This is a genomic window from Larkinella soli, from assembly GCF_003703975.1.
GTDB classification, from domain to species: Bacteria; Bacteroidota; Bacteroidia; order Cytophagales; family Spirosomataceae; genus Larkinella; species Larkinella soli.
In genome coordinates, this window is the sequence record NZ_QTJY01000003.1 from 447889 (window position 1) to 468469 (window position 20581).

Here is a 20581-nt window from a genome sequence, read left to right on the forward strand (position 1 = left end):
TGTACCCGGGAATTGCCGGTTACCATCGTTCCGGAAAGCAGCCGAATCCGCTTCGAGTGGGACAAAACCCTGCCCGGTTCCTGTTCATCTTCCGACGGGTCCATTCAGATCAGGAACGTGGCGGGGGGCCGGCCTCCCTATCAGTACCGGATCAGCACTCAGCCCGCCACCACCCCGACGCCGGCCTTCGGCGGTCTGGCCAACGGCACGTATCTCCTGACGGTGGCCGACAGCCTCTGCGCCTATACGCAGGAGGTGGATCTGACCGTGCCGGGCAGCCTCTCGGCGACGCTTACCCTGACGGCCGTTAGTTGTGAGGTTCCGACGGCCAACCTCACCATCGAACGTATTTCGGGGGGCAACGGCCATTATACCACCTCCCTGAACGGAGCCGGGTTTTCGGCCGACCGACAGTTCGGAAACCTGAAACCCGGCCTGTATGCGCTGACGATTCAGGACAGCCCTCTCTCCTGCCGGACCATCCGGAGTGTGGAGGTAAAGGAGCAGAACCGGGCCGACCTCCAGCTGGTATCCAGAAAAGACATCGCCTGCTTCGGAGGAAGGGACGGAGCGATCACCGTGAAGGGAGAAAACACGACCGGCCCCTTCCGCTTTGCGCTGAACGCGGGGCCGGAACAGGAGAGCGGCCGGTTCGGGGACCTTGCCGTCGGCACCTACCGGCTGACCGCCCGGAACCGGTTCGGCTGTCTCGACAGTCTGCGGGTGTCCCTGACGCAACCTACCCCGCTATCCGGGAATCTAACCAAAAAGGACAATCTCTGTTTCGGGGACCGGACCGGCCGGATCGAACTCAGCGGCTCTGGCGCAACTCCGCCTTACCGGTATTCTCTGGAGGAAGGAAAGGACCAAACCGAAGGTCTGTTCGCCGGATTGAAGGCCGGGATCTACAACGCCCGTATTCTGGACGCTAACCATTGCCTGCACATCATCCCAACCGAACTCTTTCAACCTTCGGCGTTAAAACTGACGGCCTTGTATCAGGATACGGTTCGCTGCTTCGGTGAAGTCAACGGGGTGGTACGGCTTCGGGCGCAGGGCGGAACGCCGTCTTACCGGTATTCCCCGGACAGCCTGAATTACCAGACAGACAGCCTGTTCCGGAATCTGAACGCCGGTACGTACCGCTTCCGGGTTCAGGATGCCCATCAGTGCCTTCAGACGGCCACCATCGACCTCAGCCAGCCGGCGAAACTGGCCATCTCGCTGACCGCCAAAGCCGACCCGCTCTGCGCGGGAGAAAGCAACGGCACGATTGAAGTGAACGCGACCGGCGGCAATGGCGGGTACGAATACCGCCTGGATGCTTCCCGCACCCAATCCGGCGGCCGATTTACCGGACTGATCCAGGGAGAATTTGCCCTTCGGGTGACGGACCGAAGGGGTTGCACCGACACCCTGAGCCGGGTCAGGCTGACCTGGCCTCAACCTCTCCGGTCGGAGATACAGACCTCCTCGCCCCGCTGCGCCGGAGGGACGGAGGGTACGATCAGCCTGCGGGTAAACGGCGGTTTGCCGCCCTATACGGCCCGATTAAATGAAAAAGAGTCGGTATCCGACAGCCTCTTCACTCTGCCCGGATTGAAAGGTGGCCATTATGACCTGCGGGTATCCGACCACAACGGCTGCGCGCTTCGGGTTCCGGCGACGATCACCGAGGCCGACGCGCTGTCCAAAATCAACCTCGGCGATTCTACGCTCGTCTGTAAAGGACAGGCGGTTCGGCTCGATGCCGGAAATCCGGGACGGTCGGTGCAGTGGTTCTACAACGGGCGGGAACTCAGCCGGGAGCAAGTCGTCGAAGCCGTCGAGCCGGGCAACTATCGGGTCGAAGTCCGCAACGCGACGGGCTGCCTGGAGACGGCCTCCTTCACCCTGCGGAACAGCCCCCAGGCCCTGAAAAGCGATTTCCTGATGCCGACGCAGGCCTTTGTAGGCGATACCGTCCTGGCGCTCGACATCACCAGACCCATCCCGGACCGACTGGTCTGGACGATTCCCGCGGAAGCCTTCAAAGTACAGACGACCGCTTCGACCATCGCCTTCGTGGTGGTGGAGGAAGGCGACTATACCATTGAAATGGATGCCTTTCTGGGGGATTGTCATCATGTGGCCCGGCATGATCTCCGCATTTTCCGGCCGGAAAACGTCGACCAGACCGACCCCCGCTTAGGCTATCAGGACCTGAACATCATCGAGAAAGTCGAGGTGTTTCCCAACCCGAATTACGGCCGCTTCACGGTCCGGGTCAAACTGGCCCGGGTCGAAAAAGCCGATCTGTTCCTGATCCGCTCCAAAACCGGTGAAGTCGTTTACACGGTCACCGATTCGGGCCGGAATGAATACACCTTTCAGGTAGATCAGCCGCTGCGGCCGGAAACCTACATCGTCAGCATCCGGGCCGGCAAATCGACCCTTATCAACCGAATCCTGGTCACCCCGTAACTACCCTCCGCATGAAACCATTTCGTCTAACCCTCGGTCTGGCCTGGGTTCTTTTTTCAGGTATTCCCCTGCAGGGACAGGATCTCGGGCAAGTGCTGAATACCAAACCCGGTGCCTACCTCAAACAGGGCGTTCAGGTGAGCGGCAGCCTGTCGGCCGATCATGTCTTCTACGGCGTCTCGGGCATGGAACGACGCCGGGACCCCTTCACCTTCTTTTACTCAGGGCAGTTGAATATCAAGCTTTTCGGCAAAATCGATATGCCGACGGGCTTTATGTTCACCAACCAGAACTTCCGCTTCTCAAATCCTTTTCAACAGCGGTTTCACCTGGCGCAGCCGTTCAATCGTCTGAGCCTTCGACCTTCGTATAAAGGAATTACACTGCATCTGGGCACCAGCGCCATGTCCTTTTCGCCGTTCACGCTGGCGGGCCGGCGGTTCGAGGGTGCCGGACTCGAATACCGCCCGACGGGTAAATCCTTCTATCTGTCGGCCATAGCCGGGGTGCTGCAGCGGGCCGTCCGCATCGACACCACCCACTCGGTGGCGCATAACCTGCCGGCCTATCGGCAGGTGGGATTTGGCTTTCAGGTCGGCTACCGGAACCAGAACGACCAGGCCGAACTGATCCTGTTCACGGCGGCCAACCGACTGCGTTCCCTTCCCTACACGCTCGACAGCCTGCGGATTGCGCCGGTCCGGAATGCGGTGGTTTCGGTCAAACTGGCCAAAGCCTTATTCGGGAAGTGGCATATCGGCACGGAAGTCGCCGTTTCGGGACTCACTTCGGACCAGCGGCTGGCCCGCGACGGCCGGTCGGCCGGGTTCTTTGAATCGTTCGGCGGGCTGCTACCCGTCAATGCCGGCACCCGGTATCAGAAAGCCGTGCGGGCGGAGGTCGGTTATCAGGGAACCGGGTTTTCGGGCGGTCTGGAATACAGCCGGGTCGACCCGACCTACCGGACGCTCGGCGCCTATTATTTCAACAACAATCTCGAAAACCTGACGGCCAACGCGACCACGCAGCTGCTCCGGGGCAAAATTTCACTATCGGCTAACGCGGGCCTCCAGCGGGATAACCTCGACGGCTCCCGGTTCCAGACGATGCGCCGGTTTGCCGGTTCGGCACAGGTCAGCTTCAATCCTTCCGATGTCTTCAATATAAACCTTCTGTATTCGAACTTCCTGAGTTACTCCAATCTGTGGCCCTCTTATGAATACCTTACCCAGGTAACGCCGTACGACGCGCTCGACACCCTGAATTACCGGCAAATCAGCCAAAACGTCGTAGGGGGGATCAATTACCAGCTTCCTTCTCCGAAGGAGGTGAGCCGCCGGTTTTCGGCAAATCTTCTTTACCAGACGGGTGCCGACCGGACCCGAAACCGGCAGCAGGGGACCCGGCTTTACAACGCTTCCCTCTCCTATACCCACTCCCTGACCCGCCGGAACCTTGCTTTCTCGGCGGCCCTGAATTTGAGCCAAAATGAATTACCCTCGTTCAGCAGCCGGCTCTGGGGACCGACTTTCTCTCTGACAAAGGCACTCCTCGACAAAAAGCTGCGCATCTCCGGATCAGTGACCTACAGCCGGACTTCCACCCGCCTGACCGAAGACCGGCCGTTTGCCCCACCCCCGACCGGTCGGCTCTGGAACACCCGCATTACTGCGGGCTATGCACCGGCGAAGCGCCACCTGCTGCAACTCAGTGTGGTGGGCTTATCCCGACCGGCTTCCGGCCCCGCCGACCCGGCCTCTCGGCCTCAGCCCCCCTTCCGGGAACTCACGGCCACGCTGGGTTACCGCTATCAATTTACGGTTTTCGACACCCGCCGGTAAGTACAGGAACCTGCATACCGTGCGCCATTCTATTCTCGTTTTCCTGCTCCTGCCGGGTTCTTTGAAGACGCCGGCCCAGCCCCCGACAGCCGGCCCAATGGGATTGGGTGTACTTGCACCCAATGAATTTATATGGAAGTATCGTCTGGAGGACTATACCCGGATCTCGTGAAGTTGATATTCAACAGGTGGAAGCAGCTACCTTCGTCTTAGGTTTTAAAACAAAAACGACCAGAGTTTCTGGTCGTTTTTGTTTTTGATTGCTTGCACTAGGCCTATATCTCCTCCCACGGTTTGGCGCCACTCCACTGGTAGGCTGGGTTAATGTCCACCCAGGGACTTGTTAAAGTCGGATCATAATAATTCGGCTGGAGAAAGATCGGATCGGATTCGATGGGTGTCTCGACCAAATTTTGAGGGTATGAAGGCAGGTTAAATGGAGGAGCAGGCTCAAGTGGCGGTGGCCCTGAAGAGCAATACCCGATTTGTACGACCTGTCCGTTATCAATAAATATCCACTGATTTCGTCCATCGATTTTGTAATAGCCTCTCTCAAGAGGCTCCGCCATCGCATTTTTATAGGCGGGCGCACTGATGGACAGGTAGTCACGGTCGGAATATAAACTATAGGCGGAAGATGAAATCCACCATTGGCAAACTTCCTCCTGCATGGTAACCGGATAGCTTAAACGAATATTCTCCACAGGGACGATCGTGATATCAGCGGGTAAAGTGGTGTTGGCCCGATTACCTGCGCAACCCATCGAAATGCCTCGAACGCCGTAGGTAAGACCATTCTGGTTCGACACTTCAATGGATGGTCCGGTCTCCCCGGTCGTCCATTCATACTGGTCTATTGATTGTGTGGAGTTGGCAGTTAATACAAATCGATTTCTTGAAATCTGGATTTGCGCAATAGAAACAGCAGGTACTCCGGTCACGAGAATGGAAATTCCGTTGGAAGGATCAGACGTACAATTTTCCCCCACCTCACATCGGGCGGAGTAATTCCCGGAGTGATTGACGCTGATCGTAGCTCCTTCACCAACCGGTGAGATCGAAACGTCGGAATACCAGACAAGCCTGCCTTCGCAGCCGCTTGCCTCAAGCAAGGCGAAATCACCCTCACAGACATGGGTTTTATTCGAACTGATGACCGGTGGCGGAACAAAGCAAATTTCGGGTTTCTTCGCTCCATGAACCGTCAGCGTCGTGACGGCCTCCGGACAGCATGGCCTTTCGCACCGAACCGTGTAAGTGGTCGTTGTACTCCCAACGATCTGACGCTCACGGAGCCTCGATCCGTCATCCCAGATCAGTTCCCCTGAGCTGCAGGTGGCCTTAAACACTTGCGACTGACCTAATCGCAGGAAAACCTCGTTCCCGCCCTCAATGACCGGTGGCTGGGGACACTCCATCGTCCGGCCGCAATCGCCCATCTGATCGATCCGCCCCTCCCCGTTCACATGGAGCCACCGGCCGCTGGTCAGGGTAAAGAAAGACCTCGGTGCATTCGAGTTTCCCCGGGAGGAGGTATATACGATCGAACCATACCGAAATTCTCCCTCCTCCGTGTATAGATTAAGGGGATTACAAATGTAGGGATCACAATTGGCGGAATTGCTGAACGAAGGCCCATAGGCAACTCCAGTTAAGATGTACTCGGCCGGTGGCATAACTTCAACATTAACCTCCGCCCAGTCACTGAAGCAACCGTTTGCCCGGCAGCGGGTTCTGAAGCTTTTCGAGGTATAAACTGGCTCATTTCTTTCAGCCCCTGCATAACCATCCTCCCATTCGATTTCGCCCTCGCATTTCCCAACCACTAAATAGACAATGTCTCCCGCATTCACCCGATTTTTATCAGACCACATTTCCGGTGCCGGAGGAGGTGTACAGGGAGGTGGGGTCTCATTGACAATAATTGTTATCTCGCCCCATTCGCTCCAACAGGCCCCACGGCGATTCCTGACCCGGTAGGTGGTCGTGACGGTCGGCCCGACTAAACGAGTCGGCTCCTGAGCGCCGTCCTCCCAGACCAGCATCCCATCCCAGTTACCGGCACTCAGGTGAACCGATTCCCCCTTCGTGATTATCGTCCGGTCGGCCGAAACCGTCGGTACGGCAATCGTACTGCAGGGCGGAATAATCTCAATCGTCACTACGGTCCAATCACTGGCACAGCCGTTTCGTTCACACCGGGCCCGGAAAATAGTCGTTTCCTGCGGGCTGACTTCCCGATCCGTCCCGGCAAAACCATCCTCCCAAACCAGAACTCCTTCACAGGGGCCGGTCCGCAAAATCGTCGACTCACCCCTGCCGATCGGATTTCGGTCCGGGGATACAAACGGGCCGGGCGGGGGTATACAGGGGCTGGAGGATTGCTGCACCTCCACCTTCACCGACGACCAGTCACTACGGCACCCGTCCCGTTCGCATCCTACCCGGTACGTCGTCGTTTCCTGGGGATTGACCTCACGACTCCCGCCCACGATCCCATCTTCCCAGAGGACCGTCCCCGGACACTGGTCGGCGTTGAGTCGTGTCGACTCCCCACGCTGAATGCTACTCCGGTCGGCCCATACCGTCGGCGGAGAAGGTGGGGTGCAGGGCGGCTGGGGAGGGGCCGTCACCTCGATGCTCACCCGGGACCAATCACCGGCGCATCCGTTTCGTTCACAGCGGGCATTGTACAGGGTCGTTTCCGGCGGGCTGACCGCCCGGTTCGAACCAAAGTAACCGTCCGCCCAGACCACCGTGCCTTCGCAGGCGTCAGCATGGAGAGAAACCGTTTCGCCCCTCAGAATGCTGCTGCGATCGGCCCAGACGGCTGGTGGAGCCGGTGGGCTACAGGGCGGAGGTGGCAAAGCCGTCACCGTCACCGTGATTTCTGCCCAGTCACTGTTGCATCCATCCCCCTCACAGCGAGCCCGGAAAACAGAGGTAATCTGGGGGGAAACCTCCCGACTGAGCACGCTTGTACCATCCTCCCACACCAGACTACCCTCACAGGTTTCAACCCGCAGAAGTGAGTTCTCTCCCAGGCTGATGCTGCTCCGATCGGCGGTCAGGACCGGTGGTGCCGGTGGAGTGCAGGGTGGCAAGGGCGGGGGTGGCGGAGGTTGCTGCACCTCGATGGTTATTCGAGTCCATTCGCCCGCGCAGCCGTTCCGTTCACAGCGAACACCGAAGCCGGCGGTGGTTTCCGGCCGGACCTCCCTTTCCGGCCCGACAAAGCCGTCCTCCCAGACTGCCATGCCTTCACATTGCGAGGCCTTTAGCATCGTCGACTCACCCCTGGCAAGCGGATTGCGGTCTGCCGACAGGGTCGGGGCCGCCGGTGGTGAGCAGGGGGGCTTCTCTACCCGACGGACTTCAATGCGGATCTCGGCCCAGTCGCTGGCACAGTCCTCCTGTCGGCATTTGACCCGGTAAGTGACCGACTCGCGGGGCGACACATCCCTCCCGTTTTCCATCTGACCGTCTTCCCAGACCGGGGTTCCTACGCAGCCGTCCACTCCCAGATGTACCCATTCTCCGGCCTGAATTTCCGTACGATCGGCGTGTATGCGGGGGGCAGCCGGCGGGGTGCAGGGCGGCTGGGGAGGGGCTGTCACCTCAATACTCACCCGGGACCAGTCACTGGCGCAGCCGTTCTGTTCACAGCGGACACTGAATGTGGCCGTGGTCTCCGGCCGGACTTCCCGCTCCCGGCCCACAAAACCATCTTCCCACACCCAGGTTCCCGCACACTGACCCGCAATTAGCCGGATCGTCTCTCCGGTTACAATGTGGCTCCGCTCCGCCGTCAGCACGGGTGGGGCAGGCGGAGTGCAGGGCGGTTGCGGACGCTCCTGCACCTCAATGGTGGTGCGCGACCAGTCGCTGAAACAACCGTTCTGTTCACAGCGAACCCCGTAGGTAGTGGTGTTTTCCGGGCGGACCTCCCGTTCCGCCCCCCCAAAACCATCTTCCCACACCAATATGCCTTCGCATAGCCCGGCTCTCAGGACCGTCGATTCGCCACGAAGCAACAGGTTCCGGTCGGCCGATACGGTCGGCTGAATAGAGAGCTTACAGGCAGGAGTGCCTCCCGGTTGAACTTCGATTCTGATTTCAGCCCAGTCGCTAAAACAACCGGCGCGTTCACAACGCACCCGGTAGGTTTGGCTGTTTGCCGGGCGGACATCCCGGGCTGCACCCCTACTGCCGTCTTCCCAGGTAAGATTTCCTTCACAGGAACCCGCCGTCAGATGAATCCATTCGCCCTGAAGGAGGGCCGTACGGTCGGCCGTCAGGGTGGGAAGCGGAATGGGTGGGGCACAAGGCTGGGTCGGAGGATTCGCCGGCGGGGGTTCGCCCGGCGGAGGAACAGGGTGATTTATCTGGTATTCCTCCTTCTCCGCGTCCCGGATCTGCTTCCAGATATCGCTGTTCCAGAGGTCATTTGCCGTTGTGGAAAAGGAGCTTCGATACTCTCCTTCCAAATCCTTCCCCTGCCCATCTTTAGGCACCAGAACATTGCGGCTGAACGTAAGATTTCCATTCAGCGTCAGGCCGGAGAACAGACCACACTCCAGCCGCAAAGCGGTATTTTCATTCAGGATAAAGCGAAAATCCGGCCCGAGGCCAAAATCGGCCGACAGCCCGGCATTCAGGAGAGGAAGGCTCGCGTTCAGCGCACCGCCCTTCCACGGTATTTCGATATCACTTTTCCCGAAATACAGGACCTGGCTCGATTCCGGAATGATCAACCGGGACCCGATGGTAAACTTTACACCGCTCGCTGTCGGAGTCATGCGCAGCACCGTGAGGTCGAACACCGTTTCGCCGGAAGCTCCGTTCCGTTGCAGCCTAAGGGTAAAAGGCGGTTCAATCAATGCCTTATTTAAAAAAGCAGCGGCAATTTCTCCGCCCGTAACGGGGATGATTTCCCCCCGGGCGATGGCTTCCTCGATGGCCGTCGGAGTCAATGCTCCATCCGAAGAACCGATCGAATCAAGGCCTTGACAAACCAGAGTCTGAACAAAAAGGAGGAGGAACCCAAGTACACGTTTTGTCATCGGTGGTAATCAAATTGAGCGTCGAGATCGATCCGGTAGGCGGGTTGATTCTGGTCGGGGGCCAGCACAAGAGCCACTTCGTAAAGACCGGTGGCCAGTTCGGCGGGAAGCTGCGCGGTCAATTCATTCCGATCGGCCAGGTAGATGCCGTTCAGCACATAGGAACGTTTCGCGCCAATGAGGTGAACCTGGAAAAACCGGGCCGGAAACGACTTGAACCGAACCATAGGAAAAATCAACCGGCGGCCCTCCCGAAAAAAGCCCTCGGCCCGGATGCTGCGGTCGATAAAAGGAAGGGCACGATCATAAATTCTCAGGCGGAAGCCGGTTTCTCGACTTTCCTTCCGCCCGGATTCATTTCGAACGGCCACGGAATACACTCCCGGCAGCAACGCATCCGGAAGTTTTCCCACCAGGCCGCCGGCACGAAGCGAAGCGGCCGTTACATTCCACTTTTTTCCGTTGCCTTCCAGAACCAGAGAAAAACGGGGATTGGTTCTATCGCCTAATACGGCCTCCACCGAAAGCGAATCGCCGGGGAGCAGATTTTGGTGAAAAAGCCGTACAAGGCGTGGTGCGGGCACGGTCACCTGAAGATAATCCGGACAGAAGGCCGACTGCCGGCCTACCGAAATCCGGACGCGGTAGCGGCCCGGCGGAACGGAAACCGGGATCTTCAGATCAAGGCGCGTAGAGTCGACCCACTGCACCGGAACCGGAGTCGACTCGTCGGCGGGGTTATTCAGATCGGCCCGGATGTTCAGCGGAAAATCTCCGAAGTGACGGCCCCTCATCCGGACCGGAAACCCGGCTTCGACCGTATCCTGTTCAATGGTCAGATTTTCCGGCTCAGGCGGATCTTCCGGAATCACGATAACCCGGTAAATCACCCGGTTTCCGTCGGGGCCGGTGACAGTATACAGGACCGGACGGCTGAAGTTCCGGACCGCCCTGGAAGCCGGCACGATGCCGGCTCCTTCGCTCACCCGAATCAGAGGACGAACCTCTTTCAGGACCGTGCGGGCTGGAACCGTCAGCCGAATTTCGAAGCGGGCCGAGTCAAGCGTAGTATTCAGAGCCGGAATGCTGTCGAGTCGGAACTCCAGGATCCGGCCCGTACCCAGCGCCGGCGGCTCCTCTCTACAAGCCGACCAGCCCGCCAGCAAAACGGCCGGACCCAGAGAACGAAACAGCGTATGGTATAAACGGAAAGAAGATCGGCGGGGAAAAAACAGCATGGAAAAAGGCGTTAATTCTCCATTGGACGTTCTCGCTTCTCCAAAGTCACAGACTGGGCATAAACCAGGGTGATTTGGTAGTAATACGCCGGGTCATTTCCCGAAAGGGTAACCTTTTCGTCAGGGAGGAAAACGTCGGTTCGCGGATAAGAAAACAGCCGATCCATAGTTTGGATGAGGGCAACCCATTATATTGCGTAGTCCGGCCCGGCTCTATTCGGTGTAAAGTCCTATTTTTCAGCCGGGTTGTCATAATTTGGCCGGATTTTTCGACGCGCACCCCCGCGGTCAACGGCTCTAACGATTCGCAATGAAACGAAAGTGGCTCCATTCCCTTCGCGGTATGTTCAGAAACCAGGCCATCGTCCTGATGTACCACCGCGTGGCCGAGCCGGTCAACGACCCCTGGCAGATCATGGTGTCCCCCGAACATTTCAGCCAGCAGCTGGACGTTCTGAAGCGGAAAGCCTCGGTGATCCCGCTGGATCGGCTGGTGAGCGACTATCGGCGCAACGCGCTGAAGCGGAAGTCGGTGGTGCTGACGTTCGACGACGGCTACCTCGACAATTTCACCACCGTCCGGCCGCTGCTGGAGAAGTTCGATCTTCCGGCTACCTTTTTTATCACCACCGGAAAGATCGGCACCCGCGAAGAATTCTGGTGGGACGAACTGGCCCGGCTGATGCTTCAGTCGGACGAACTTCCCGCGCAATTTTCGCTGCCGGTAGGTACTGAAACCATCGGGGTGGAAACCGGAGCGGAAGCCCGGCTGACGCCCGAACTGAAACGACAGAACGAAACCTGGACAACCCAGGAAGACCCTCCCAACCGGCGCTGCGCCCTTTTTCTGGCGATCTGGGAAAAAATGCGGGCCACCGCCACCGAAGCCCAGCGATCGACGCTGGGAAGTCTGCGCGAATTGGCCCGGTTTAACGGGCCCGCCGTTTCGGAAGGCCCCTGCATGTCGGAGGAGCAACTGGCTTCGCTGGGGCGCCATGAACTGGTCCGGATCGGGGCCCATACGGTGACCCACCCGGCCCTGGGCGAATGGCCGGAAGCGTTTCAGCGGGAGGAAATCCTGAATTGCCGGACCCGACTGGAAGAAATAACCGGCCAGACCGTCAACCACCTGGCGTATCCGTTCGGCGTCTATAACGAAACGAGCACGAAGGTGGCCGGCGCCCTGGGGTTCGAAGCCGCCGTCACTACCCGGGAAAAGGTGGTCGACGGCAAGTCCAGCCCTCTGGAACTGGGGCGGTTCGAGGTGGTGAACTGGGGCGGTGAGGAATTTGAAGAGTATTTACACTACTGGATAAACAAGTAAGCGTATGGCGGCTGATGAAAAGCCTCTGGTTTCGGTCATTACGGCATTTTTCAACGAGGAACGTCTCCTGAGCGAATCGATCGAAAGTGTGCTGGCACAGACCTATCCTCACTGGGAACTCTGGCTGATCGACGACGGCTCGTCGGACGGAAGCACCCGGATCGCCCGGGACTACGCGGCCCGCTTCCCGGAGCGGATCTTTTACACCGAACACGAAAACCATCAGAACCACGGTCTCAGCGCCAGCCGGAACCACGGCATCCGGCAGGCGCGGGGAAAACTGATCGCCCTGCTCGATGCCGACGACGTCTGGCTCCCCGTCAAACTGGAAAAACAGGTGGAAATCTTCCGGAAACACCCGGACATCGCCATGATCTGCGAGGCCTCCACCTACTGGTATACCTGGGAGGACGGGAACAACGAAGACGAAACCATCCGGGTCGGGACTCCGGCCCAGGACCGGGCGTATGCTCCTCCCCAGCTGTCCGTCGCGCTGTATCCGCTCGGCAAGGGTGATGCGCCGGTGCCGTCCGGCATGATCATGACCAAAGAGTCCTTGGTTCGAAACCGCCTGTTCGAGGATTCCTACCGGGGCATTTACCAGATGTACGAAGACCAGGCGCTGCTTTGCAAGATGTATCTGAATGAAAAGATCTACATCTCGTCGGACTCCAACAACCTGTACCGCCAGCGGGTCGGTTCGCTGGTACAATCCATTCATCAGGACGGGAAATACCACAAGGTACGCCGGTATTTTCTGGAATGGCAGGCGCGGTACATCGAAGAGCACCAACTGAACTTCCCGGAGGTGAACAAGCTGCTGGCGGTGGCCCTGATGCCCTACACCCATCCCCTTCTCCACCGCTTTTACAGCCTGCCCCGACTGATCCGGTCGGCCCTTCGCCGGACGTCCTGATCCGGAAGTGTTTTTTTCATATCCGGGCTTCCAGCTTTTCAGTAGGAAAATCCAGAATTATGCCATAAAACTATTGTCGGACAACCTTCCGGGGTTTTTAAATCTAAAACTCCTGTATCCCGATAGGAAACCACGGTTCCTCAACAGGTTGTCGGTTTTCGGCTTCCGGAGTAAGGAAAATTGTCCGACACGCGATCATGAATAGGCAAAGATATGAGCCTATTTTGCAGTGCAAATTTTTATAAATAAATTATAATCAATCAGTTACAAAATAAAAATTCTGTAAAAATTATGTAAACGGGCCGGTGTTTTATGCCCTGATTTTTATATTTGGAACAAAGCCTGACAGATTCTATACCCTTTATCTGTTCTATACTTTCCGCTTTTGCAGCATTTCTGCTCCTTTTGAGTCCCACCAATGGATGAACCCGACAGTGGTCATTCCGACATGAAGTAAAGAAGTCCGGCACACGAAACCACCCCCTGATTCCTGCCTGAAAAAGCGGTATCAGGGCAAGCCAATTGTTAGAGTATGGTATCCTAAACCGGAAAGTTTGGCTTAAATATTGCCAATGATAAATTGGCCACATAAAGCTGTTATATAACCACTTACAGGCTTTTTTGTGTCCATTAATTATCTGAGTAATAACCTTTTAAACAGAATTTTTTTAGTGCGAATTCAACGTGTTCACCGCAGACTTGGACTTATTATGAAAAATCATTTCCTAATGCTTGCAATGCTATCGGCACTTTCCGGCAGGGCTGAACCCTTTCCGGAATCGGCGGGGCTTGCATCGATTACCCCGCCGGCGGGAGTGGCCGGTCCGGTGACCGGAAACTTCGAGGGGTATCTGGATATCGTGAATTGCAACAACATGACCGGCTGGGTGTGGAACCGGGACAAGGGGAACACCTCCTACGCCGTCGAATTCCTCAGCGGCTCCACACTGGAGTCGGCCAGCGTGGCCGCCACCGTGCAGGCCGACCTTTTCCGCCAGGATCTGAAAGATAAGGGAAAAGGCAACGGGCTGCACGGTTACACGCTGGCTTTTCCGGAGGCTTTGAAAACCAATCAGGCCCAGACGATCTGGGCCCGCATCCAGGGCAGTACCTTCGTTCTGAAAGGGGCTCCCAAAACGGTGACCTGCCAGGGGAACGCCACCCCGGCCGCCAAACCGCAGCCGACGACCGAAACGCCCGCACCGGCTGCTCCGACACCGGCAACAACCACGCAGGCGGCCGCTACGACCACGGCCGCCCAGACGACCACGACCCAGACGGTGGTCGCGACGCCGACGGTGACGGCGGCTTCCTCCAGCACCGTTTCCTTTAGCTTCAACCTGGGCGCGGAAGCCCGCACCAGCGCCGGGGTGTTCAAAAAAGACGGCACGCTGGTACGGACCCTCTGGGGCGGCATTACCTATAAAGCCGGAACCTATACGGAAACCTGGGATGGAAAAGACGACGAAGGCCGGCTGCTGCTGGACGGCAATTACGATATCAAGGTGCTTTCCAACAACGTCACCTATACCTGGGAAGGAACCATCGGGAACAATGCCGCCAACACGACCGGAATTGGAAAGCACCGCGGCTGGAACCCGGTATCCGGCATGGTGATCGTCGGCGACAAAGCTTACTTCTGCAGTGCGTACCAGGAAGGCAACTTTCCCCTGAACTGGTTCTCCCTCTCGAAACCGGGAGTAAATAATCCGATTCAGAATTTTAAAGGTGACAACGGGATTACGCACGTAGCCTCGGACGGCGCCAATGTCTACTGGTCGAACGACGACCCGTATTCGAATAAAAACTTTGTGTTCGCTACCAAAGTAGCGAACGATGCGCCGGTAACCTTCTCCGAAGGCGTTTCGGCCGCCAATGCCCACGGCCCTACCTATACCAGCAGCATCGACTTTAACAATAACAGTAACGGGTTCATAACCGGCCTGGCGGTGCAGAAAACCGGGAAGTTCCTGTTCGTGGCGCACCGGGCACTGAACGAGATCCACGTGCTGGACAAAACCACAGGGAAGGTTCTGAAGAACATTACGAATATCAACAACCCGAAGAAAGTGGCGGTCGAAGGGGATTTCCTGTGGGTCATTTCGGAAACCAACGCGGTTAAGAAATACCCGGTCAACCCGGACGGCAGCCTCGGCAACCCCGTCGTCAGCCTGTCCGGGCTGGAGAATCCGATCGCTTTCGGCATTTCTCCCGATCTGTCGACCATCACCGTCGCCGATGCGGGCAACAGCCAGCAGGTGAAGAGTTACTCCACCAAAAACGGTGCGCAGAGCTGGGTACTGGGTCAGGCCGGCGGGTACATGACCTCTTCCACGGTCACGAACGACAAGTTTTTCTTTACCAGCCTGGTTTCGGATTACAACTACACGTACATCTGCTACCAGCCGGACGGGTCTTTCTGGGTCGGTGACTCGCAGAACCGCCGGAGCATGCGGTTCTCGTCGGCCCGGAAATACCTGGACGAAATCATGTATCTGCCCCGGCCGTACACGGCCGGGTCGGACCCGAACGATCCGTCGCGGGTTTTTCAGGGCTACCTCGAATTCAAGGTCGATTATTCCAAGCCGCTTGCTCCCAATAACGGTTCCTGGAAACTGGTCGCCAACTGGGGGTACGTACCGGCCAATTACAACGACCACTACGAAATGACCAACGTGGTGACCCTGAGCAACGGCCGAACCTACTGCCGCCAGCGAAACACCACCAACACGAAAGGCGAAATTTTTGAACTGGTACCCAACGGCATTCTGCGTCAGACCTCTACCACCGGGATCACGCTCGGTTACCAGATGGCCCCCGACGGCTCCATGTACCGGCTGATCAAGACCAACGGCGTACAGCAGTGGGGAAAACGGACGCTGACGGGCTTCGATACCAAAAATAACCCGATTTATACGGCGGAGAAGATCATTCAGTCGACGGATGAAACCGACGGTTCGAACCCGGATTACGACGGCGTCTACACTTCTCCCAATGCCATCTCCAGCTCTGGAATCTACATCTCATTCGACGGTGACGGCTCCAATACGAACAAATTCCACCTCGGCGGCATCAAGGCCGGAGAAAAGACCTGGAAATGGAAGGCGGCCTACTCGACCCACCCGGAATACGAAGGGGTGTTCCCCCCGGACGGCCGTTTCGACGTCGGAAACGGCATGGGGCCGGATCATAAATATGCCGGAAGCGTGGCGGTTACGCTCGACCGGAACATCATCTGGGGCTATCATGGTGAATTCTGGAAAAACAGCCAGACCAATAAGTGGAATCACTTCTATGACAACGGTCTGTTCGTGGGGCAGTTCGGAACGACCCGCCCGCAAACGAACGGCAGTATAGCCGCGGCCGAAATGGCCGGTAACTCCTTCTATGCCTCGCTGATCAGACTGCCGGACGGCCGCGTGTTCCTTTACCACGGAGAAGAAAACGACCACAGCGGTCTGCATCGCTGGAAAGTGGACGGCCTCAATACCATCCGGGAGCAGACGATCCCGGTAACGTTCACGACCCAGAAAGGAGGGCTGGCGGCCTATTATTTCGAAAGCGAAGACCTGAACAACATGACGCTGAAAACCAGCCGTCTGGACGCGCAGGTGAACTTCAACTGGGCTACGGCCGCTCCGACCGGAACGACACTGAGCCCGACGGTGGCCTACTCGGTTCTCTGGAAAGGCTATGTAAAACCCAACCACTCCGAGGAGTACACGTTCTACCTGAATACGGCCAGCGGGGTTCGGGTCTGGATCGATAACAAGCTGGCCATCGACAAGTGGAATAACTCCTCGAACAACGAACTTACCAGTTCGCCGATTGCGATGGAAAACGGCCGGCAATACGCCATCCGGATCGAGTCGAAGGGCAGTAGCACGATCAACCTCTCCTGGTCGAGCAACAACCAGCCGAAAGCCGTCATTCCGGGAGAAGCCCTCTCGCCCGAAACCGATAAGCAGGATATGGTCAGTACGGACCTTCTATATGGTCTTCCGTTCAACAAGGTGCTGGAGAACAACATCTACGGCTGGAAACGCTCTCCGGAAAAAGACATCCTCAGCAACCAGTACAGCAACTGGTGGGAGGTGGAAACCAGCCGGCTTACCTACCGGAGAGAATCGCCGGACCTGTTCATTAAATTCCGGCAGGCTTCGGGCGTATTCTATGTCACCCGGGACCTCGGAGCGGTGAAGGATGCGGCCAACTGGAGCCTGACCGGCCGGATCAGCTACAAAGGCAACGAAGGAAATGAAATCAGCGGGAAAGGCGGCAATTATCTGGAAATTCTGGATAAGAACGGCAAGACGATCGCCGTGACCTTCGTGACCATCGACTACAACGGAAGGATCATGGGCGTCTTCGGAAATACGGCCAAACTGCTGGAAGCCCAGCAGGACAAGATGCGTCCGATCATCGATCAGCCTCAGCCTCTTCAGATCACGGCCACGGCCAGTGGAGTCACCTTCAAGTATGCCCACTCGGCGACCGTGACCACCAAGATCTTCGACCCCACGGCCGACTGGCGCTCGCCCAAAACCATGCGGCTGTCGTTCTTCTGCGAAGGCCGGAACGCCGACCGGATCATCGACATCGAAAGCATGCGGTTCAGCTTTACCCGCGGAACGGCGCGGAAAGCCGCCGACGAGCCGGTAGATGCGGAGCGGACCGGGCAGAAAATGACGGTTTATCCCAATCCGAGCAGCTCCGTCCTGAACGTTCAGCATTCGGAAGCCGTGGAAGGCGGAACCCTTTCCATTTTCTCGATCGAAGGCCGGAAAATGGGGAGTGTCTCGCTCCAGACGGGGAGCAGCAAGACCATCGTCGACGTCAGCGCCCTTCCCGTCGGAAAATATGTACTGCGGCTGGACAGCGGTCGGGTTGCCAATATGGCCCGGTTCATCAAACAGTAACCCGGCGGTCGGAACTTCCCGACTGAGTCCCCCGAAAAGCCCCGCGCCGAACGATCGGTCCGGGGCTTTTCGATTTGTGGGAATTCGTCATCCGGCCAACGCCACCGGGCTTCCCAGCTTGCTCCAGGCAGCCCGGGCATCCCGGATGGCTTTCTGTTCGGCCACGTAAATGCGCCGGGAAAGACCACTGATCCTCAGCACCTTCTTGTAATAGCGTAGATTCTTCAGCAGCGGGTTTTCCGCGTAATCGGAGTGATAGCCCCAGACCTTGCCGAGCAGGAAGTGGGAGTACGCGTGACCGAACGCAATCCGAACCAGGTAGTCCGGGTCGAGACGGCCTCTGGGAATGATATGGATGATTTCCAGTTCCGGAATTACTCCGGCCAGATAATTGGCCTTGCAGGCATGAAGGGCCATATCGACGTCCTCTCCGGAGAGCAGGGCGGCCCCGTTCCGCCCGAGAGAAGACGAGAACGGACGGCTCCGGCAGGATTCCAGATAATCCAGCGCGAACGATTTCCGGATGCACAGCCCGGCCCCGTAGGGAATGGCCTTGTTGAAGGAGATCGCATTGGAAAAATGCGGAATGAGGTCGTTCCGAAGGGCCAGCATTTTCACGAAGGGAAGAGTGTCCGGAGGGGGCTGCACTTCGTATTCGGGCATGATTTTTCCGGCGCCCAGCGTTCCCAGCAGGGCGTTGTTTTCCATCTTCATCACGCAGATTTCCAGGTAGTCACCCTTGAGGCAGTTGTCGTCATCGACAAACAGCAGCAGTTCCGAACCGGCCTCCCGGATGCCCCGGAGCCGGGCCGGGGTAAGACCCAGTTCCTCTTCCCGGATATGCCGGCCGGCGGGGTGCCAGGACAGGTCCACCGTCTCCGACAGAGGCCGGTCGCTCCGGTTATCGATCAGCAGCAACTCCCATTCGTCCCGAGGCAGCGTCTGGGCCTTCAGGCTCTCGAATACGCGGTTCAGATACTCCAGACGCGGGTTATGGGTACAAATAATCAGAGAAAGCCTAATCATCTCAAACCGACTACAGTTTCAAAAATACTAATAGAGAAGTGTCGGGAACGGGCCGGTTTTGGCCGGCGACGGCCCGGTTTAGTTTTCGGAACGAACCTTCCGGTAATAGTCGTAATGCTGACCGGCGATCATCCGCCAGTCCATATACTCGACGGCGAATTGCCGTTCCTGATCCGCGACCCGGTTTCGGTAGCCTTCGTCGGAACAGTAGGAATGGAACAGTTCCACCATCGAAACCGCGTCGTTGTTTTTCACCAGCGGAAAAATGTCTCCCCCACCGTACGAGCGAATGCCGCCCACGTCGGTGGTCAGCACCGGCAGCCCGGTGGAAATGGCCTGGATGATGGCCGTATTGGCTCCGCTGTCGTTCATCGGCATTAGCAGCAGGTAACTCGTCTGGTAGTACCAGAGCAGCTCCTCGTCGCTTAGTTTTTCATGGAAGAACACGTTCGGGTGGGCCGCCAGCCGGACCAGGTTCGGTTCCGACCGGAACTTGGACGGGATGATCAGATGGTATTCGTAATCGGGCGAAATCTCCCGGTTGATCAACTCATACACCTGGTGGAACATATCGAAATTCCGCAGGTAGGAGCCGACGAACAGAATCTTCTTTTTGTTGACCGCATCGGCCGGACCCGGTTTGAAAAAGTCGATGTCCACCCCGTGCCGGATGAAGGTCAGCTGGTTGGGATGGACGTACTCCCGAAAGGCATCCAGTTCCTCCCTGTACAGAATGAGGCCGTTCCTCAGATGCGCCAAGTTTTTCAGCCGTTCGGGCTTCCATTGTGAGATGGGAAAGTGGATGGTGCCCACCAGGGATTTGACGCGCTTATTGAACTCATTGAAAACCTTCAGGTTACCATCCGCATACAGAATGTGGGAGGTATCGTTCAGTTTCGATTTGAGCAGGAATTTATAAGCCGCCCAGACCCCGTCGTTCCGAATATCGTCGAATTTGAAATTATGCAGAATGCTGACGCTTTTCCCGAGCGCCCGGTGGAACCTGGAATCGGGAGAGAAGGTGGTCGACACGTCGACACCGCTTTGAAAATACCGACCGAGGCATTCATACCCGGAATATTTACCGAACCAGGGAACGCCGTTAATGAGAATATTTACTTTCATAGTGCTTATTCTCCTGAAAAAAACCGTTCCTACTGAACCGCTTTCTTACAGGTCGATTTGATTTTCAGAATCGAGTTGGAAGAATAGATAACCGGAACCAGATCGAACGCCTTCCGGAAGACCTTCGGGTAAGCCTTGTCCCTCCGGTACATCATGTACGAACACCAGCTGTTGACGAACAGGCTGGAGTAGCCGAGGCCCGACAGGTAGTTTTTCAGAAAAGACTGCCCTTTCTCTTTGTCGACATATTTGTAATACATCGTGGCGACGTGGAAGATGAACGTGGCAAACCCGTGCCGATCTTCCTTCAGGGCAGACGTCCGGACCAGCAGCGGATAGAACTTCTCGACCAGATACACCGTGGAAAGAATGTTGCGGGCCGAATAGTACGACTTGCTGATCGACGCCGACGAATCGTCGAGCCGGTAGAAGGTGTCGTAGCCTTCCGATACCTTCAGGTATTTCAGATCGTCCTGCAATACCGCCCGGAGGTGGTAATCCCAGTCCTGATAGGAAGCCAGTTTTTCGTCCCAGTAACCGATCTTCCGGACGGTTTCGGCCTTCCAGAAAACCCCGGTTGTCTGCCAGGGCGTGTCGATGCTGAGGAAACGCAAAAGATCGTTCCGGCCGGAATCCAGATAATTCCACTGGAGGTGGGTATCGCCG

Annotated in this window: 10 protein-coding genes; 5 read left to right on the forward strand and 5 right to left on the reverse strand. The window is 57.3% G+C overall.

The window, feature by feature from the left end; translation table 11 throughout:
* Nucleotides 1–12: 12 nt before the first annotated feature.
* Together DX909_RS11670 and DX909_RS11675 are read left to right on the forward strand one after the other, a co-directional pair.
* Complete coding sequence (locus DX909_RS11670; protein ID WP_128545347.1) at nt 13–2463, forward strand: SprB repeat-containing protein; 2451 nt, start codon at nt 13–15, stop codon at nt 2461–2463.
* Between the two features lie 11 nt (nt 2464–2474).
* Nucleotides 2475–4304, forward strand: coding sequence for a TonB-dependent receptor (locus tag DX909_RS11675; protein ID WP_128545348.1), 1830 nt, complete (start codon nt 2475–2477; stop codon nt 4302–4304).
* Between the two features lie 275 nt (nt 4305–4579).
* Here DX909_RS11675 and DX909_RS11680 read toward each other — a convergent pair whose 3' ends face one another.
* A complete protein-coding gene (locus DX909_RS11680) occupies nt 4580–9367 on the reverse strand; it encodes a hypothetical protein (RefSeq protein ID WP_128545349.1) in 4788 nt (1595 codons plus the stop codon).
* Nucleotides 9364–10605: an SGBP N-terminal domain-containing protein gene (locus DX909_RS11685; protein ID WP_128545350.1), complete on the reverse strand. Its 1242-nt coding sequence runs from the start codon at nt 10603–10605 to the stop codon at nt 9364–9366. Before DX909_RS11685 ends, DX909_RS11680 begins: the two co-directional genes overlap by 4 nt.
* Before the next feature lie 310 nt (nt 10606–10915).
* On the opposite strand from DX909_RS11685, the gene DX909_RS11690 reads away from it, so the two are divergent.
* From DX909_RS11690 to DX909_RS11700, 3 genes are all read left to right on the forward strand, one after another.
* Complete coding sequence (locus tag DX909_RS11690) at nt 10916–11929, forward strand: polysaccharide deacetylase family protein (RefSeq protein WP_128545351.1); 1014 nt, start codon at nt 10916–10918, stop codon at nt 11927–11929.
* A gap of 4 nt (nt 11930–11933) precedes the next feature.
* A complete protein-coding gene (locus tag DX909_RS11695; protein ID WP_128545352.1) occupies nt 11934–12845 on the forward strand; it encodes a glycosyltransferase family 2 protein in 912 nt (303 codons plus the stop codon).
* Between the two features lie 728 nt (nt 12846–13573).
* Entirely contained in the window at nt 13574–17764 is a 4191-nt protein-coding gene (locus tag DX909_RS11700; protein ID WP_164851267.1) for a PA14 domain-containing protein, read from the forward strand.
* A gap of 87 nt (nt 17765–17851) precedes the next feature.
* On the opposite strand, the gene DX909_RS11705 is transcribed toward DX909_RS11700, so the two are convergent.
* The 3 genes from DX909_RS11705 to DX909_RS29535 all read right to left on the reverse strand — a co-directional run.
* Nucleotides 17852–18790: a glycosyltransferase gene (locus tag DX909_RS11705; RefSeq protein WP_128545354.1), complete on the reverse strand. Its 939-nt coding sequence runs from the start codon at nt 18788–18790 to the stop codon at nt 17852–17854.
* A gap of 78 nt (nt 18791–18868) precedes the next feature.
* Complete coding sequence (locus tag DX909_RS11710) at nt 18869–19915, reverse strand: glycosyltransferase family 4 protein (protein WP_128545355.1); 1047 nt, start codon at nt 19913–19915, stop codon at nt 18869–18871.
* 29 nt (nt 19916–19944) lie between these two features.
* Nucleotides 19945–20581, reverse strand: a 637-nt coding sequence (locus tag DX909_RS29535) for a glycosyltransferase family 2 protein (protein ID WP_164851268.1), incomplete at its 5' end; no start/stop codon positions are given.

What these genes read in the sequence shown, in the direction of transcription:
- DX909_RS11700 (WP_164851267.1), top strand. Translation starts at nt 13,574, where the DNA reads ATGCTTGCAATGCTATCGGCACTTTCCGGCAGGGCTGAACCCTTTCCG.
- DX909_RS11695 (WP_128545352.1), top strand. Translation starts at nt 11,934, where the DNA reads ATGGCGGCTGATGAAAAGCCTCTGGTTTCGGTCATTACGGCATTTTTC.
- DX909_RS11705 (WP_128545354.1), bottom strand. Translation starts at nt 18,790, where the DNA reads ATGATTAGGCTTTCTCTGATTATTTGTACCCATAACCCGCGTCTGGAG.
- DX909_RS11685 (WP_128545350.1), bottom strand. Translation starts at nt 10,605, where the DNA reads ATGCTGTTTTTTCCCCGCCGATCTTCTTTCCGTTTATACCATACGCTG.
- DX909_RS11675 (WP_128545348.1), top strand. Translation starts at nt 2,475, where the DNA reads ATGAAACCATTTCGTCTAACCCTCGGTCTGGCCTGGGTTCTTTTTTCA.
- DX909_RS11710 (WP_128545355.1), bottom strand. Translation starts at nt 19,915, where the DNA reads ATGAAAGTAAATATTCTCATTAACGGCGTTCCCTGGTTCGGTAAATAT.
- DX909_RS11680 (WP_128545349.1), bottom strand. Translation starts at nt 9,367, where the DNA reads ATGACAAAACGTGTACTTGGGTTCCTCCTCCTTTTTGTTCAGACTCTG.
- DX909_RS11690 (WP_128545351.1), top strand. Translation starts at nt 10,916, where the DNA reads ATGAAACGAAAGTGGCTCCATTCCCTTCGCGGTATGTTCAGAAACCAG.